The organism is Amycolatopsis sp. NPDC006125, assembly GCF_040614195.1.
GTDB lineage: Bacteria > Actinomycetota > Actinomycetes > Mycobacteriales > Pseudonocardiaceae > Amycolatopsis_E > Amycolatopsis_E tucumanensis.
Map to the genome: position 1 here is coordinate 175244 of NZ_JBEXTZ010000002.1, position 15790 is coordinate 191033.

The following is a 15790-nucleotide window of genomic DNA, read 5'->3' on the forward strand; positions in this document are numbered from 1 at the left end:
ATGAAGGCGATCGTCTACCGCGACAACGGCGGCCCCGGCGTTCTCCGGCTCGTCGACCGTGATGTGGCCATGCCCGGTCCCGGCGAGGTTCGTGTCCGGGTCGCCGTGTCCGGAGTCAATCCGGCCGACTGTCACGCGCGCTCCGGCGCCGCCGGCCCAAAGGGATTCCCGGAGATTGCTCCGCACTTCGACGGCGCGGGCACGATCGACGCCGTCGGAGAGGGGGTCGACCGGAGCCGCGTCGGTCAGCGGGTCTGGCTGTTCATGGCCGCCGCCGGACGGCCCACCGGCACCGCGGCCGAGTTCACTGTCGTGTCCGCCGAGCAGGCCGTGCCGCTGCCCGACGAGGCCGGCTTCGACCTCGGCGCCGCACTCGGCATCCCCGCGCTCACCGCGCACCGCGCACTCACCGTCGCCGAGGACGGCCCACGCCGTCTCCGGCCCGGCGCGCTCGAGGGCATGGTGGTGCTCGCCCCGGGCGGGGCCGGGGCGGTCGGGCACGCGGTGATCCAGCTCGCCCGATGGGCCGGCGCCACGGTGATCAGCACGATCAGCGGCCCGGAGAAGGCCCGGCTGGCCACCGCCGCCGGCGCTCACCACGTGATCAACTACCGCGAGGACGACCCGGCCGCCGAAATCCGCAAGATCGCCCCGGACGGCGTCGACATCGTCGCCGAGGTGGCACTCGGCGCGAACCTCGCACTGGACCTGGCTGTCCTGCGAACACGCGGCACAATCTCGACCTACGCCAACGACGGTGGCAAGCCGGTCGAACTGAACGTGCTGCACAACATGGTGCTCAACACACGCCTGCAGTTCCTGGTGCTGAACACCGTCGGCCAGCAGGCGCTCACCGCCGCCGCCGAGGACATTACCGCCGCGATCGGCGACGGCGCCCTGCCGGTCGGCGAGGAGCACGGGCTGCCGCTGATCCGCTTTCCGCTGGACGGCACCGCCGACGCACACAGAGCGGTGGAGAACGGCGCGGTCGGTAAGGTCCTGGTGGACGTCACGCGGTGACCTTCGACCGGCCTGCCAACACAGCGCATACAGCGTTGGGGGTGACCTGGTTCGGGCTACGAGGCACCGGCACGCCAAGGAACCGTGCAAACGCTGTAACTAGCGGTCGGGACCGTTAGTTCGTCGGGGGTTTCGGCCATGCGGTGCTGTCGTTGAGGTAGAGCCCGCAGGCGCAGTCGCGTGCTTCTGGTGGGGTGGCGAAGGGTAGCCGCTGGACAGGATCGAATTGTCGTTGTCCTCGTGGCTGGCGCGGTAGATGGCGAAGCTCCGGTTGCTGGCGGATCCCGAACCGCCGGATCCGGCCGATGGCCACCAGTAGCGCGACAGCGCAGAACGGCACGGTCATCGCCGCCTCGACACTGGTGCCGAGTGGTGGTGCTGATGCTCACGCAGCGGCGCTCGACATCAGCGCTGGAGCCAACCTCACGCATCACGGTGCTGTCGGTTTCCCGCCAGCGTCGCTGCCGCGCCGCTCCTACCGTCGTCGTCGTGGACACTGATCTTTCGACGGCCCGGCCGGTGCTGCGCGCGCCGGTGGTGGCATTACTGACGTTCGCTGCCGCGCTGGGCACCGCGACCCTGTATCCGCTGCAACCCTCTATCGCGGAGGTCGCCGGGTCGCTGGACGTCCCGGCCGCCGTTGTGGGCACGGTGCTCGCCTGCGGCCCGTTGGGGTATCTCGCCGGGCTCGCGGTGCTGGTTCCGCTGGTGGACCGGTTCCCGCCGAGAACGGTGGTGGCCGCGCAGTTCGCCGCGCTCGCCGTCGCCTTGGCCCTGGCCACCGCCGTGGGTTCCGCGGCGCTGCTCGGGCTCGTGCTCGCCGTGATCGGCGCCGGCTCCGCGGTCGGGGCGCAGCTGAGTTCGGTGGCAGGACGGTTCGCCGAGCCGCGGCGGCGGGCGACGGTGCTCGGCGTGGTGACCGCCGGGATCTCCGCGGGCATCCTCGCCGGGCGGATCGGGGGCGGCTGGCTGACCGGGCTGATCGGCTGGCGTGCCATGCTCCTGGTGTTCGCGCTCGCGTGCGCGGTCATCGCGGTCGCCGCCCGTGCGGCGCTGCCCGCCACGCCCGGCCGCGCCGAGGCCGGGTACCTGGCCACGCTGCGCGGACTTCCGGGGCTGTACCTGAGGTTCCCGGTGTTGCGGCTGGCCGCCGGGCGCGGCGTCCTGTGGTTCTTCGCGTTCTGCGCGGTCTGGGCGGGCATCGCGGTCGCGCTGTCCCAGCCGCCGTTTTCGTATTTGCCGGAACGGATCGGCCTGTACGGGGCGGCCGGTCTGCTCGGCATCGCCGCCACCCGGATCGCCGGGGTGTGGACCGACCGCATCGGAGCGCGGCGGGTGATCCTCATCGGACTCGCGCTCGCCGCCGCGGCGGCGCTGACCCTCGGCCTCTGCCTGTCCAACACGCCCCTCACGCTGGTCTGCCTCGGCCTGTTCGACGCCGGGCTGTTCGCCGCGCAGGTGGCCAACCAGAGCACCGTGCTCGCGCTCGATCCCGCGGCACCGGCGCGGTTCAACAGCACCTACATGGTCGTCTACTTCGTCGGCGGCAGTCTCGGCACCGCGGCGGGCGCCGCCGCGGTGGACTGGTTCGGCTGGACCGCGACCGCGGCGGTGTGCGCCGCGGCGATCGTGGCCGCCGCGGGGATCACCGCGACCAGGCGCGCCGGATCACACTGACGCGCGCAGAGTCTGCGACAGCGCGTCGATGGTCACGCCCACGATGGCGCGCAGCTGCGCCGGGCTCGCTCCGGCTCTGCTCATGACGGCGAGGGACTGGTTCACGGCCGCGGCGTGGACGGCGAAGGTGTCGGCGTCCCGGTCGGTCAGCCTGCTGGTCTTCAGGGCGGCGCGCAGGCGCAGGCGCTGGCGGCCGAGCGCTTGTTTGAGGTGTGCGGCGACGCGCGGGCTCAGGGCCGGGATGGCCATCGTTGACTGGGCGATCAGGCATCCGTCGGGTAGCCGGGGATCGGCGATGCGGTCGAGGGTGACGTCGAAGAACGCGCGAACAGCGGCCACCGGGTCGGAGTCCGCGCCTGACAGGGCGGCGTCGTACTTGTCGCCGTAGCGCGCGGCGTAGCGGTCCAGGCAGCGCAGGAACAGCGTGTCCTTGTCGCCGAGGGAAGAGTAGATGGAGCTGCGGTTCAGGCCGGTCGCTCTGGACAGGTCGTCGAGTGAGGTGTCGGCGTAGCCGGCGCGCCAGAACTGGATCATCGCCGCGTCGAGCGCGGCGCCCACGTCGAACTGCTTCTTGCCTGCCACGCGACCACGCTAACACATCTTGGATCGATCAGTTCAAGATGTTAGCGTCGCCGGCGTGCTGATGAACGATCTGCCCCTGCAGCATCTGACCGGATTCACCCACCGCTGGGTCGACGCGGACGGTGTGCGCCTGCACGCCGTCCAGGGTAGACAGTCGGACGGTCCGGCTGTCGTCCTGCTCGCTGGATTCCCGCAAACCTGGTGGGCCTGGCGCAAAGTGATGCCCCGCCTCGCCGGCCGGTTCCACGTCATCGCGATCGACCTGCCGGGCCAGGGCCACTCCGAGCGTCCGGAGGACGGCTACGACACGCACACGGTCGCCGCGCACGTCGATGCCGCCGTGGCTGCCCTTGGCGTGTCGAGCTATTCGCTGGCCGCCCATGACATCGGCGCCTGGGTCGCGTTCTCCCTCGCCGTCGGCTTCGAGGACCACCTGTACCGGGTCGCGCTGCTCGACGCCGGGATCCCCGGGATCACGCTCCCGGAGACGATTCCCACCGATCCGGATCGGGCGTGGAAGACGTGGCACTTCGCGTTCCACACCGTGCCCGATCTGCCCGAGGTGCTGCTCGCCGGCCGCGAACGGGACTACGTCGGCTGGTTCCTGACCGCGAAGGCCCTGTCTCCCGGCACGTTCGACGACGCCGAGCTCGACCACTACGCGGCCGCCGTCGCCGCAGACGGAGGACTGCGTGCTTCCCTCGCCTACTACCGGGACGCCGCGGAGTCGGCGCGCAAGAACCGCGAGGCGCTCCAACGGCGGCGCCTGACGGTGCCCGTCCTCGGGATCTCCAGCAGCCACGGGTCCATTCCGGACATGGCGGCCTCCCTCAGCCCCTGGGCCGAGGACACCACCGGAATCGTCGTGCCGGGCGCCGGGCACTTCATCCCCGACGAGCAGCCCGACGCCGTCGCCGAGGCGCTGGCCGACTTCCTCACCGACGGCCGCTGACGCCCGCCGAGCCGTCCTGCGTGTGTCAGCGCCCGCGTGGCCGCCTCCGCCGGTGGCCGCCCAGCTGGCGAGCAGCTGGAGCCGTTCGGCGGAGGGGGAGCCGGGCTCGGCCGCGTAGGCCGTGAGTGTGAGTCCGGCGTCGGCGGTCAGCTCCATCGCTTCGTGCGGGTTGGTGCCGAGGATGTCCGTTGCGGACGAACGCGGCGGTGGTGGTCATGCTGTCGAGGATCTGCTGCACGACCGGCCGTACACGCTGGTGCGGACGGCGGCGGCGCTGCGCGGCGTCCCGTGGGCGAAGCGGGCCAGGCCGAGCATCCGTCGCGGAGGCTCCCGAGCAGGCCAGGGGCCGCAATGCCAGAGCATCGCGGCCCCCGGCCGGACGGTTACCGGGGTTCGGCGGGGCCGGATCGGAGGGTGGCGATGACGGCGTCGGCGACGTGGTCCAGGTGCGCCGGGGTCATCGCCGTGGACAGGGCGAGCAGTCCGTTCGTGCCGGCCAGCACGCCGCGCTCGTAGAGGCTCCACCACAGTTTCGTGGTGTCCGCGGCCATCAGCCGGAGAAGGGAGCCGGAGCCGCGCACCGCCACTCCGGCGTCGTGGAGCCGGCCGCGCAACTCGTCGCCGTGGCGGTTCAGCTCGGCGATCTCGGCGGGGCCGAACAGGCGCAGCGCCGTGAGCCCGGCCGCCATGGTGACGGGGTTGGCGCTGAAGGTCCCGCCCCAGGACACGCCGTCGGGTGTCTGCGGGTCGAACGGCGACAGGACCTCGGCGCGGCCGCCGATCGCCCCGACCGGGAAGCCGCCGCCGACGACCTTGCCCACGGACACGAGGTCGGGCCGGATGTCGTACCGCTGGTGCAGCCCGCCCTCGTGCAGGCGGAACGTGATGACCTCGTCGACCGCGAGCAGCGCGCCGTACTGCCGGGTGAGGGCCTGGAGTTCGGCCACGTAGGCGGGGTCGGCCGGGGTCAGCCCGGCGCGGTTGGGCATGAGGTCGATCAGCACGGCCGCGACCCGGTCGCCGTGGTCGCGCATCGCCGCCCGCAACGCCGGCAGGTCGTTCTGCGGCAACACCAGCACCGAGCCGGGCACCACGCCGGGCGCGCCGGACGAGACCACGGCGTCGCCGGTGCCGTGGTAGCTGCCCTCGAACCGCACGATCAGCTCCCGCCCGGTGTGGGCGCGGGCCGCGCGCAGGAGCATGAGCACCGCCTCGGTGCCCGAGTTGCAGAAGCGCCACTGCTCGATCCCGGTGCGGTCGCGCAGGTGCTCGGCGAGCGCCACCTCCGAGGCCGTGGGCAGGCCGAACGCGGTTCCGCCGCGCGCGGCATCGAACGCCGCGTCGAGGACGTCGGGGTGGGCGTGCCCGTGGATGAGCGAGGTGTAGTTGTTGTTGCAGTCCACGACCTGGTGGCCGGTGTGGTCGGTGACGATCGCGCCCTCGCCGCGCACCGCGTAGGGCGGGTGGGGCGGGACGAACAGGGTCGTCCGGGTGTTGCCGCCCGGCAGTACGCGGCGGGCGCGGTCCACGACGCTCACGAGGCGCTCCTCATCTTCGTCGCGGCACCGGTGCCGGTCAGTTCGCCGCCGCGGGTTTCCCGGGTCAGCAGCGCGGTCCCGGCCACGAGAGCGAGCGCGGCGCACACGTACACCACCACGAGGGTGGTCGAGTCCGAAGCCCGCAGCAGCGCCACGGCGATGGTGGGGGCGAGGCTGCCGCCGACGATCCCGGAGAGCTGGTATCCCAGCGACGCGCCGCTGTAGCGGTGCCGGGTGTCGAACAGCTCGCAGATCCAGGACGCCTGCACCCCGTACATCGCGGAGTGGAAGAACAGGCCGCCGACCACGGCGAGCACGATCAGGCCGGTGCTCTTCGAATCGACCAGCGGGAAGAACGCGAACATCCACGCGAACGCGCCGATCGCGCCGAACACGGTGACCTTGCGGCGTCCGTACCGGTCGCTCAGCGCCGCGAACGCGGGGTAGGTGAACAGCTGCATCCCCGCGCCGACCAGCGCGGCCAGCAGCCCCACGCCGCGGGGCAGGCCGAGCCTCGTCGTCACGTAGGTGAGCAGGAACGTCACCAGCAGGTAGTAGAGGATGTCCGCGCCGGCGCGGATGCCGACCACCCGCAGCACGTCCAGCGGCTGCGTCTTGAGCAACGTCAGGATCGGGGCGCGCTCGGGGGCGGCCTTTTCGAACGCCGGTGATTCACCGACCTGGCGCCGGATGTAGACGCCGATGAGGACGACCACGACGGACAGCAGGAACGGGACCCGCCAGCCCCACTGCAGGAAGGCGTCGCGCGAGAGGATGCCCGACATCAGGTACAGCACGGCGGTGCTGACGAGCGTGCCGATCGGGACGCCGACCTGCACGAAGCTGGTGAGGAAGCCGCGGCGCGCGGACGGGGCGCGTTCGGCGATCATCAGCGCACCGCCTGCCCACTCACCGCCGAGCGCGAACCCCTGGGCGAGCCGCACGACGATCAGCAGGATCGGGGCCGTGACGCCGATCGTCGCGTAGCTCGGGATCAGTCCGATGAGGACGGTGGAGGCGCCCATCAGGGACACCGTGAACAGCAGGACCTTCTTGCGGCCGAACCGGTCGCCGTAGTGGCCCGCGACGATCCCGCCGATGGGGCGCGCGACGAACCCGATGGCGAAGGTGAGGAAGGACAGCAGGGTTCCGGTGAGCGGGTCGAAGGTGGGGAAGAAGACCTCGTTGAACACGAGTGCCGCGGCGGAGCCGTAGAGGAAGAAGTCGTACCACTCCAGTGATGTTCCGACCAGACTGCCGAGGATCGCTTTGCGGATGGGGGTGTCCGCGGTGGTTCCGGACATGGCTTTCTCCAGCTGGGGGAGTAGGGGCGGGCTAGGCGGTGTGCGCGTAGGTCCTTCGTGCCGTCTCGTCGTCGAGGTAGCCGTGTTCGAGGTCGGTGGCGACGGCTTCGGGGTCGCGTTCGGCGGCAGGCCCGTATCCGCCGCCGCCGGGGGTGCGCAGGCACACGATGTCGCCGGCGCGCAGCGAGACGTTCTCGCCCTTGCTGATCATCGGGAGGGTGACCTGCTCGCCGCCGATGCGGAACCACGGCGACGACGGTTGTCCCGGCATGCCGCCGGCGCGCCCGACCGGGGCGGTTTTCGCCTGGTCGCCGAGCAGGCTCGCCTGCCCTTCGGCGGCGGTGAACTCGAACTCGAAGTGCACGCCGAACCCGCCGCGGTGCCTGCCGTGCCCGGCCGATCCGTCCCGCAGGCCGTACTTGCGGAACCGCAGCGGGTAGCGCTGTTCGAGGGTCTCGATCGACTGGACGCGCCCGATGCTCATCAGCGAGCAGCCATTGGACAGCCCGTCGCCGGCCGGGTGACCGCCGTAGCCACCGCCGAGGAACACGTACAGCACGAACGGGGTGCCGTCCTCGCGCACACCACCGATGGAGAGGTTGTTGACCGTGGCCGACGACCCGGCAGGCACCCGGTCGGGTGCGGCTTCGGCGAGCGCGCCCATGACGGCGGTGATGATGCGCTGGCTGGTCTCCGCCGCGCACCCGGCCACCGGCCGCGGCGGTTTGGCGTTGAGGAACACGGTGTCCGGGATGATGAACGTGATCGGTTCGAAGATGCCGGAGTTGATCGGGATGTCGGGGAACAGGTGCTTGATCGCGACGATGCTGCTGGAGACGGTCGCGGCGTACACGGAGTTCATCGGGCCCTGGCAGGGCGGCGAGGAGTGGCTGAAGTCGATGGTGAGCTCCTCGCCGGCTACGGTGATCCGCGCGTCGATGCGCAGCACCTCGTCGGTGATGCCGTCGTTGTCCATCTCCTCGACGAAGGAGTAGGTGCCGTCCGGGATCTCCGCGATGTAGGAGCGCATCTGCCGCGCCGACCGCTCGCGCAGCGCGTCGATGACCGCGCGCACCTGGTCGGGCCCGTACTCGTCGAGGAGCTCGGTCAGCCGGGTTTCGCCGGCGCGCAACGCGGTGGCCTGGGCGTCGATGTCGCCGAGAACGTCGTCGGGCAGCCGGGAATTGGTCTGCAGGATCGCGACGATGTCGGTGTTGAGCTCGTCGCGGCTGAACAGTTTCACCGGCGGCAGGCGCAGCCCTTCCTGGTAGCAGTCGGTGGCCGCGGCGCCGAACCCGCCCGGCACGCGGCCGCCGAGGTCCGGCCAGTGCCCGGTGTTGGCAAGGTAGGCGAACAGCTCCCCGCGGTAGAAGAACGGCCGCACCATCTTGGTGTCCATGATGTGCGTGCCACCGGCGAACGGGTCGTTGACGATGAACGTGTCGCCCTGCCGAACCTCGCTCGCGCCTGCGATCACGCTCGCGACCGTGTACTGCATGGTGCCCACGAAGATCGGCAGCCCCCGGTTGCCCTGGACGATCATGCTGCCGTCGGTCGCGGAGTAGATGCCGTCGGCGCGGTCCCAGGCGTCGGAGATGACCGGGGAGAACGCCATGCGTTCGAAGACGGTGTCCATCTCGTCCGCGATCTGTTCGAGCCTGCCGCGGATGACGGCGATGGACAACGGGTCGAGCTCGGTCATGATGCCACCTTCACGATGAGGCTGCCGTTGGAGTGCACGGTCGTGGTCGTCGCCGGGGGGAGCACGATCGTGGTGTCGCTCTGTTCCACGATCGCCGGCCCGGCGAGGATCTCGCCCGGGCGGAGGTGTTCCCGCCGCAGCACGGGAACCGGGTGGCTGCCGTCGGCGAACACCACGGTCCGTTCCCGGGGTTCCGGGTGTCCGCCCGGCGTGGTCACCACCTGCTGGACGGGTTTGCGCTTGCCGGTCACCACGGTGCGCAGGCTGATCAGCCGGATCGAGCCGGAGGGGTTGCGGCCCTGGTAGATCGCGAGGTACTCGCGGTGGAACTCCTCGGTGAGCTTCGCCGGGGTCCAGTCTTCGCGCTCGCCGCCGAGCGGGACGCGGATCGAGTAGAGCTGCTTGGCGAAGCTCATTTCCGCGATGTGCTCCACGGCGATGTCCTGGTCGCCGAACCCGTCGGCTTCCAGGGTCTTGCGGCCCAGCTCGGCCTGGTCGGCCAGGATCCGCTCGATCCCGCCCGCGGTGCAGTCGTCCACTTCGGATCCCACGGCGGTGACGTAGTCGTACTTCACGTCGGCGATCAGGCAGCCGTAGGCCGAGAGCGCGCCGGGGTGCGGGGGGACCAGGACGGTGGTGGCGCCGACGGCCTTCGCCAGTTCGGCGACGTGCATGGGGCCGGCGCCGCCGAAGCCGACCAGGGCGAATTCGCGGGGGTCGTGTCCCTTGTCCACGCTGACCATGCGGATCGCGTTGGCCATCTTCTCGTTGGCGAAGCGGATGATCGCGAGCGCGGCGGCGGTGACGTCGAGCCCGAGCGGTTCGGCGACGTGCACCCGGATGGCTTCGACGGCGGCGTCGCGGTCGAGGGTGAACCCGTCCTGCGTGCCCAGGCGCTGTTCGGCGGAGATGCGGCCGAGCACGATGTTGGCGTCGGTGACGGTCGGGCGGGTGCCGCCGCGGCCGTAGCAGGCCGGACCCGGATCGGAGCCCGCGCTTTCCGGCCCGACCTGCAGGATCCCGGCGCGGTCGACCGAGGCGATGGACCCGCCGCCCGCGCCGATGGTGGTGATGTCGATCATCGGGACCTTGATCGGGATGCCGTAGTCGATCGCGCTCTCGGCGGTCACCGCGGGCCGCCCGCCCGGGATGAGGGCGACGTCGAAACTGGTGCCGCCCATGTCGCAGGAGATGACGTCGGGCAGGCCGGCGGCCTCGCCGAACGCCGCGGCGGCGACGGTGCCCGCGGCGGGACCGGACAGCAGCGTGCGGACCGCGAGTTCGCCGGCGCGGCGGGCGGGGATCAGCCCGCCGTTGGACTGCATCACCTGCACGTCCCGGGCGAACCCCTCGTGCTTCAGGCGTTCCTGCACGGCGCCGAGGTAGCGCGACATCGGCGCGCGGACGAACGCGTTGACCACCGTGGTCGTGGCCCGTTCGAACTCGCCGGGCTCCGGGCACACCTCGTAGGAGGCCGTGACCTCGACGTCCGGCAACAGCCGGCGCAGTTCGTGGGCGAGCGTGCGCTCGTGGTCGGCGTTGGCGTAGCTGTTGAGCAGGCAGACCGCGACACTTTCCACCTCGGCCGCCCGCAGCGCGTCCGCCACGGCCCGGACCGAGCCGGCCGAGAGGGGCTCGACGACCCGGCCGTCCGCGTCGACGCGTTCGTCCACTTCGAACGACCGGCTCCGCGGCACCAGCGGGCGGTAGGCGCCGGTCAGGCCGTAGGTCGTGGGCCGGTCGCGCCTGCGCAGTTCCAGCACGTCCCGGAAACCGCGCGTGGTCACCAGCGCGGTGCGCGATCCCTTGCGCTCCAGGACCGCGTTGGTCGCCACGGTCGTTCCGTGCACGACGGCGTCGAGTTCGCCGAGCGGAACATCGAACTGCCGCAGCCCGGTGAGCAGCCCGTCGGCCTGGCGCCCGGGGGTGGAGAACACCTTGGCGAGGCGGAGTTCCCCCGTCCCGGGGTGGTGGAGCAGCACGTCGGTGAACGTGCCGCCGACATCGATTCCAGCGACGATCTCCATGTGGGGGTGAACCTCTTCCTCAGCCGGTCAGCGCCGGCTGGACAGTAGTTCGGTCATCTTGTGCGCGGCCTCCGCCAGCGGTTCGATCCACTGGTCCGCGCGGAACCGGCTGGTCGGCCCGGCGACGCTGAGCGCGGCGACGTACTGCCCGCTGCCGTCCGCGACACCGGTGGCGATGCCGGAGATCCCCTCGGCGTACTCCTCGTCGTTGAGGGCGTACCCCTGGCGGCGGATCTCCGGGAAGGTGGCCTTGAGCTGCGACTTGGTGCGAATGCTGTGCACCGTGACGTGCGGCAGCACCTCGTCCGGGTACAGGCTGTCGACCTGCTCCTCGGGCATGTGGGCGAGGAGGAACTTCCCGGACGCGCAACTGATCAACGGCATCCGGGTGCCGACGCCGATCTCGGCGCGCAGCACGTGCTTCGTTTCGAAGCGCTGGATCATGATCGCGTCGCGGTTGCGCAGGACCGCGAGCGACACGGCTTCACCGCACAGGTCGGCGAGCGCGCGCATCGGGGTGATCAGGTCCCCGCCGAAGCGGGCCGCGTCCGGCACGGCGGAGCCGACCTCGAACGCGGTCAGGCCCAGCCGGTAGCGGCTGTCCGCGGTGCGCTCGACGAAGTCCTGTTCGAGCAGCGTCGCCAGCAGGAGGTGGGCCTTGCTCTTGGCGATGTCCAGCGCCCGCGCGACCTCGGTGATGCCCATGCCGCCCGGGTTGTCGGCGAGCAGGCGCAGCACGCGCAAAGCGGTGGCCACCGTGCTGGAGGTTCGCGATGTGTTTGACATATACGAACGCCTTTCGTAAGATGCAAACACACGCTAGGTAGCGCGCGAAGAGCCGTCAAGGCCTCGCGTGTTTCGTTCGTGTATCCGGTGGCCGGATCGGCCTGTCCTGCGCGGCCCGTGACCCCGGCGATTTCGCGGCGGGCCGGTGGTCAAGCGTCGAGCGCTCTCAACGCACCAACGCCGAGGACTCCACCGCCTGCCCGGCGGTGGAGTCCTCGGCGACATCGGCCGGGTCACTCCTCGATGACGAGCCCCTTCGCGTCGAGGACGCCGGCGAGGTTGCTGACCTCGATGACGCTGCGGCCGGAACGGTATGTGGCGATGTAGGCGGCTTCGGCCTCTTCGCGCTTGCGGGACTGCTCGATCGCGTACGCCAAGTCTTCCCGGCGCACCACGACCAGCCCGTCGGCGTCACCGCGGATCACGTCGCCGGGGCGGACCAGCTCGCCGCCGATCTGGATGGGCTCCGCCAAGGGGCCGACGGTCTCCTTGACCGTGCCCTTGATGGACACGCTGTAGGAGAAGACCGGGAATCCCAGCTTGCGCAGTTCGGCGGTGTCGCGCACGCCGGTGTCGGTCACCAGCCCGGCGAGCCCCTTGGCCTGGCAGGCGTTGGCCAGCACGTCCCCGAACGAACCGGCCTCGGCGTACTCGCCGGCCGACACCACGACCACGTCGCCCGGCTGTGCGTGGGCGATCACCACCTGGAGCATCAGGTTGTCGCGCGGCGCGCAGCGCACGGTGAACGCCGGGCCGCACAACGACATCCCCGGGTCGACCGGTTTGAGGGCCGAGCTCAGCGCGCCGAGGCGCCCCTGGGCTTCGTGGATCGTGGCGGACGAGAAACGGGCCAGCTGCTCGACGAGCGCCGGCCGGGTCCGTCAGTCGAATTTCGTGGTGACGCGCAAGGGAAATCCTTTCACGACAGACGGGCGCACGCGCGGGCGATGGCCTCGCACGCCTCGTCCAGGACGGCGGTGGAGGTGGCGAAGGAGACCCGGAAGTAGCCGGGTGTCCCGTAGGCGGCGCCGTGGATCACGGCCACCCGCTCGGACTCCAGCAGGTAGCGGGTGAACTCCTCGTCGGTGCGCAGCACGTCCCCGGCGGGAGTGCGCTTGCCGAGCAGCCCGCCGCAGTTGACGAAGAGGTAGAACCCGCCGCTGGGTGCGGTGACCGACAGTCCGGGAACGTCGGCCAGCAGCTTGGCGACTCGGTCCCGGCGGCCGCGGTAGGTGGCGACCGTCGTGGCCACGAAGTCCTGCGGACCGGTCAGCGCCGCGACCGCCGCCGCCTGGCTGACCGACGAGGGGCAGGATGACATCTGGGACTGCAGCTTGTTGATCGCGCCGACCAGCTCACGCGGGCCGGCGCCGTAGCCGATGCGCCACCCGGTCATCGCGTAGGTCTTCGACACGCCGTTGGTGAGGAACACCCGGTCCCGCAGCCGCGGTTCCACCGACCCGAGCGTGGGCACACTCTCCGCCTCGTACCAGATCTCGTCGTAGATCTCGTCGGTGAGCACGTGCACCTGGGGGTGCGCGAGCAGCACGCCGGCCAGGGCGCGCAACTCCTCGGCCGAGTAGGCGGCGCCGGTCGGGTTGCCGGGCGAGTTGAGCACCAGCCACCGCGTCCGCGGCGTGATCGCCGCCTCCAGCCGCGCGGGGGTGAGCTTGAACCCGTCGGACTCGGGGCAGTCGACGATGACCGGTGTCCCGTCGTTGGCCAGCACCATGTCCGGGTAGGACACCCAGTACGGCGCGGGAATGACGACTTCGTCGCCGCTGTCGACCGTGGCCATCAGCGCGAGGAAGATGACCTGCTTGGCGCCACCGCCGACGGTGATCGCCTCGTCCGGGTAGTGCAGGCCGTGGCGGTGGCCGAGCTTGGCCCGGATCGCCGCCCGCAGTTCGGGGGTGCCGTTGACGGGCGTGTACTTGGTCTCGCCCCGTTCGACGGCGGCGATCGCGGCGGCCTTGACGTGGTCCGGTGTGTCGAAGTCGGGTTCGCCGACGGTCAGGTCGAGGATCCGCTGTCCCCGGGCGGTCAGCTCACGCACGCGTTGTGCCGCCGCCGAGCTGGGCGAGGGCTTGATCCGGGCTACTCGTGCGGCCGTGGTCATGTCAGTCCGCCCGCCTCTCGAAGTTCAGCCCGCCGGGCACCTGGAAGGTCGGCAGGATCTCGATGTGGCCGACGTTGACGTGGCGCGGCGAGGCGATGGCGAACTCGATCGCGTCGGCGATGTCCTCCGGCTTGAGCGACTCGTACCCGTCGTAGTACTCCCGCTGGGCGCGGTCCATGTCGCCGAGCAGGCGCCCGAAGATCTCGGTCTCGACCCGGCCCGGGCAGATCTCGGTGACGCGGACGCGCCTGCCGTAGGCGTCGACGCGGAGCTGGCGGGACAGCGTGTGCACGGCGGACTTCGTGACGTGGTAGATGGTGTTGCCGCCGAAGTTGTAGACACCGGCGATCGAGCTGATGTTGACGATGTGCCCGAGGTCCCGCTCGACCATGCCGGGCATGACCAGCCGCACGAGGTGCAGGACGGCCTGGATGTTGACGGCGATCTGCTCGTCGACGGCGAACTCGTCGGCGGTGAGGATGTTCCCGGTGCGCGAGACACCGGCGTTGTTGACCAGGACGTCGATCTCGAGACCGTCGACGAGCTCGGTCAGGGCCGCGGTGGAGGTGATGTCGACGGCGTGCGGGACGCACCCGGTGCGCCGGGCCAGCTCGTCGAGCCGTTCGGCGTTGCGGGCGACGGCGTGGACCCGCAGGCCCTGTTTGGCCAGTCGTTCCACGACCTCGGCGCCGATGCCGGTCGAGGCGCCGGTGACCAGGGCGGTGTTGTAGTCGGAAAACGGCATTGTCCAGTGCTCCTTGGTGGGGTCGGGTCAGGCGTCGTGCAGGGGTTCGTGGGCCCGGTCGCGCACCCGGGACACCGCGACGAGCGTGCCCAGCGCGGTGAGGACGGCGTAGTAGGCGGGGATGTGGACGTCGCCGGTCTGTCCGATGAGGAACGTCATCAGCAGCGGCGCGGTGCCGCCGAAGACGGCGGAGGAGATGTTGTAGCCCAGCCCGTAGGCGGAGTAGCGCACGCGGGGGGGAAGAGCTCGACCAGCAGGATGTGGATGACGCCGGTGTGCCCGGCGAAGATGACCGCCATGACGCTGGCGCCGACGATCGCGAGTGCGACGTTGCCGGTGCCGATGAGCAGGTAGCAGGGGACACCCGCGAGGGCCATCGCGATGGCGGCGCCGGCGATGACCTTCTTGCGCCCGATCTTGTCCGACAGGGCGCCCATGAACGGGATCGCCACGGAGATCGCCACGAGGCTCACCGCGGTCACCAGGAGGCTTTCGACCTTGCCGAAGTGCAGCTCCTTGCTCATGAAGGTGGGCATGTAGGTGAACAGGACGTAGTAGCCGGAGCCGTTCATCAGCGGGATGAACAGGGCCAGCAGCATCGCGCGCCGGTGCCGGGGCGAGGAGAACGCCTCCTTCAGCGGGTTGCGCGCCAGGCCGCCTTCCTCCTGCAGCCGCGTGAAGTTGGGGGTGTCGGAGATGCGGCGGCGGATGTAGAGGCCGGTGATGCCCAGCGGGATCGCGAGCAGGAACAGGATCCGCCAGCCGAAGGACTGCATCCGCTCGGCCCCCAGACCGCTGGTCATCGCCGCGGCGATCAGCGTGCCGGTCAGCAGCGACAGGAACGACGCGATCTGGGCGTAGCTGGTGTAGAGGCCGCGTTTGCCCGGCGGGGCGTGCTCGGCGAGGAACGTCATGGCTCCCGCGGCTTCACCGCCGACCGAAAACCCCTGCAGGACCCGCAACAGGATCAGCAGGATCGGCGCCGCGACCCCGATCGCGGCGTAGGTGGGCAGGAGGCCGATCGCGGCGGTGGCGACGCTGATCAGCATGATGACGAACACCAGCATCCGCTGACGGCAGATCCGGTCGCCGAGGTGGCCGCAGATGATCCCGCCGAGCGGGCGGAAGAAGAACGAGATGGCGTAGCCGACGAACACCAGCATCACGGCGTTGGCCGAGTCCGGGAAGAACACCGCGGCGAGCGTGCCCGCCATGAACCCGAAGATGCCGTTGTCGTAGAGCTCGGCAAAGATGCCGACGCAGCCGGCCAGGGTGACCTTGCGGGCGGTCCGGGGATCGACCACGTTCGACGGTGATGACGCCACGGTACTCATGGTG

At 70.8% G+C, this 15790-nt stretch carries 13 protein-coding genes and 1 pseudogene; 3 read left to right on the top strand and 11 right to left on the bottom strand.

Annotated features, from left to right (window positions below):
• Window positions 1-1020 (top strand): NADPH:quinone reductase, encoded by a 1020-nt coding sequence (locus ABZ193_RS02180; protein ID WP_354708517.1) that lies wholly within the window; start codon window positions 1-3, stop codon window positions 1018-1020.
• Window positions 1021-1509: 489 nt separating this feature from the next.
• On the top strand, window positions 1510-2697 hold the full coding sequence (locus ABZ193_RS02185) for an MFS transporter (protein ID WP_354708518.1): 1188 nt from the start codon (window positions 1510-1512) through the stop codon (window positions 2695-2697).
• On the opposite strand, the gene ABZ193_RS02190 is transcribed toward ABZ193_RS02185, so the two are convergent.
• The gene (locus tag ABZ193_RS02190; protein ID WP_354708519.1) at window positions 2689-3279 is read right to left on the bottom strand and encodes a TetR/AcrR family transcriptional regulator; all 591 of its coding nucleotides are present in this window, start codon (window positions 3277-3279) and stop codon (window positions 2689-2691) included. The two genes, ABZ193_RS02185 and ABZ193_RS02190, sit on opposite strands and share 9 nt — an antisense overlap.
• Before the next feature lie 61 nt (window positions 3280-3340).
• On the opposite strand from ABZ193_RS02190, the gene ABZ193_RS02195 reads away from it, so the two are divergent.
• Entirely contained in the window at window positions 3341-4231 is an 891-nt protein-coding gene (locus ABZ193_RS02195; protein ID WP_354708554.1) for an alpha/beta hydrolase, read from the top strand.
• A 383-nt stretch (window positions 4232-4614) separates the two neighbouring features.
• Here ABZ193_RS02195 and ABZ193_RS02200 read toward each other — a convergent pair whose 3' ends face one another.
• The 10 genes and pseudogenes from ABZ193_RS02200 to ABZ193_RS02245 form a co-directional block, all read right to left on the bottom strand.
• Window positions 4615-5769 carry an aminotransferase class III-fold pyridoxal phosphate-dependent enzyme gene (locus ABZ193_RS02200; RefSeq protein ID WP_354708520.1) on the bottom strand — a complete coding sequence of 385 codons (1155 nt, stop codon included), beginning with the start codon at window positions 5767-5769 and terminating at the stop codon, window positions 4615-4617.
• On the bottom strand, window positions 5766-7073 hold the full coding sequence (locus tag ABZ193_RS02205; RefSeq protein ID WP_354708521.1) for an MFS transporter: 1308 nt from the start codon (window positions 7071-7073) through the stop codon (window positions 5766-5768). Before ABZ193_RS02205 ends, ABZ193_RS02200 begins: the two co-directional genes overlap by 4 nt.
• A gap of 31 nt (window positions 7074-7104) precedes the next feature.
• Window positions 7105-8775: a hydantoinase B/oxoprolinase family protein gene (locus ABZ193_RS02210; protein WP_354708522.1), complete on the bottom strand. Its 1671-nt coding sequence runs from the start codon at window positions 8773-8775 to the stop codon at window positions 7105-7107.
• The gene (locus ABZ193_RS02215) at window positions 8772-10802 is read right to left on the bottom strand and encodes a hydantoinase/oxoprolinase family protein (RefSeq protein ID WP_354708523.1); all 2031 of its coding nucleotides are present in this window, start codon (window positions 10800-10802) and stop codon (window positions 8772-8774) included. Before ABZ193_RS02215 ends, ABZ193_RS02210 begins: the two co-directional genes overlap by 4 nt.
• A gap of 27 nt (window positions 10803-10829) precedes the next feature.
• On the bottom strand, window positions 10830-11558 hold the full coding sequence (locus tag ABZ193_RS02220; protein WP_354708524.1) for an IclR family transcriptional regulator: 729 nt from the start codon (window positions 11556-11558) through the stop codon (window positions 10830-10832).
• A gap of 263 nt (window positions 11559-11821) precedes the next feature.
• Window positions 11822-12457 (bottom strand): annotated as a pseudogene (locus tag ABZ193_RS02225) (4-carboxy-4-hydroxy-2-oxoadipate aldolase/oxaloacetate decarboxylase); the annotation flags it as partial.
• Between the two features lie 50 nt (window positions 12458-12507).
• Complete coding sequence (locus tag ABZ193_RS02230; protein ID WP_354708525.1) at window positions 12508-13707, bottom strand: aspartate transaminase; 1200 nt, start codon at window positions 13705-13707, stop codon at window positions 12508-12510.
• A 1-nt stretch (window position 13708) separates the two neighbouring features.
• Window positions 13709-14452 carry an SDR family oxidoreductase gene (locus ABZ193_RS02235; protein WP_354708526.1) on the bottom strand — a complete coding sequence of 248 codons (744 nt, stop codon included), beginning with the start codon at window positions 14450-14452 and terminating at the stop codon, window positions 13709-13711.
• A 27-nt stretch (window positions 14453-14479) separates the two neighbouring features.
• Complete coding sequence (locus tag ABZ193_RS02240) at window positions 14480-14683, bottom strand: hypothetical protein (RefSeq protein ID WP_354708527.1); 204 nt, start codon at window positions 14681-14683, stop codon at window positions 14480-14482.
• Window positions 14611-15786 carry an MFS transporter gene (locus ABZ193_RS02245; RefSeq protein WP_354708528.1) on the bottom strand — a complete coding sequence of 392 codons (1176 nt, stop codon included), beginning with the start codon at window positions 15784-15786 and terminating at the stop codon, window positions 14611-14613. Before ABZ193_RS02245 ends, ABZ193_RS02240 begins: the two co-directional genes overlap by 73 nt.
• Between the last annotated feature and the right edge of the window lie 4 nt (window positions 15787-15790).

Excerpts from the sequence above, each read along its gene's own strand:
- ABZ193_RS02180 (WP_354708517.1), top strand. The coding sequence starts at position 1 with ATGAAGGCGATCGTCTACCGCGACAACGGCGGCCCCGGCGTTCTCCGG.
- ABZ193_RS02195 (WP_354708554.1), top strand. The coding sequence starts at position 3,341 with ATGAACGATCTGCCCCTGCAGCATCTGACCGGATTCACCCACCGCTGG.
- ABZ193_RS02205 (WP_354708521.1), bottom strand. The coding sequence starts at position 7,073 with ATGTCCGGAACCACCGCGGACACCCCCATCCGCAAAGCGATCCTCGGC.
- ABZ193_RS02210 (WP_354708522.1), bottom strand. The coding sequence starts at position 8,775 with ATGACCGAGCTCGACCCGTTGTCCATCGCCGTCATCCGCGGCAGGCTC.
- ABZ193_RS02215 (WP_354708523.1), bottom strand. The coding sequence starts at position 10,802 with ATGGAGATCGTCGCTGGAATCGATGTCGGCGGCACGTTCACCGACGTG.
- ABZ193_RS02230 (WP_354708525.1), bottom strand. The coding sequence starts at position 13,707 with ATGACCACGGCCGCACGAGTAGCCCGGATCAAGCCCTCGCCCAGCTCG.
- ABZ193_RS02235 (WP_354708526.1), bottom strand. The coding sequence starts at position 14,452 with ATGCCGTTTTCCGACTACAACACCGCCCTGGTCACCGGCGCCTCGACC.
- ABZ193_RS02245 (WP_354708528.1), bottom strand. The coding sequence starts at position 15,786 with ATGAGTACCGTGGCGTCATCACCGTCGAACGTGGTCGATCCCCGGACC.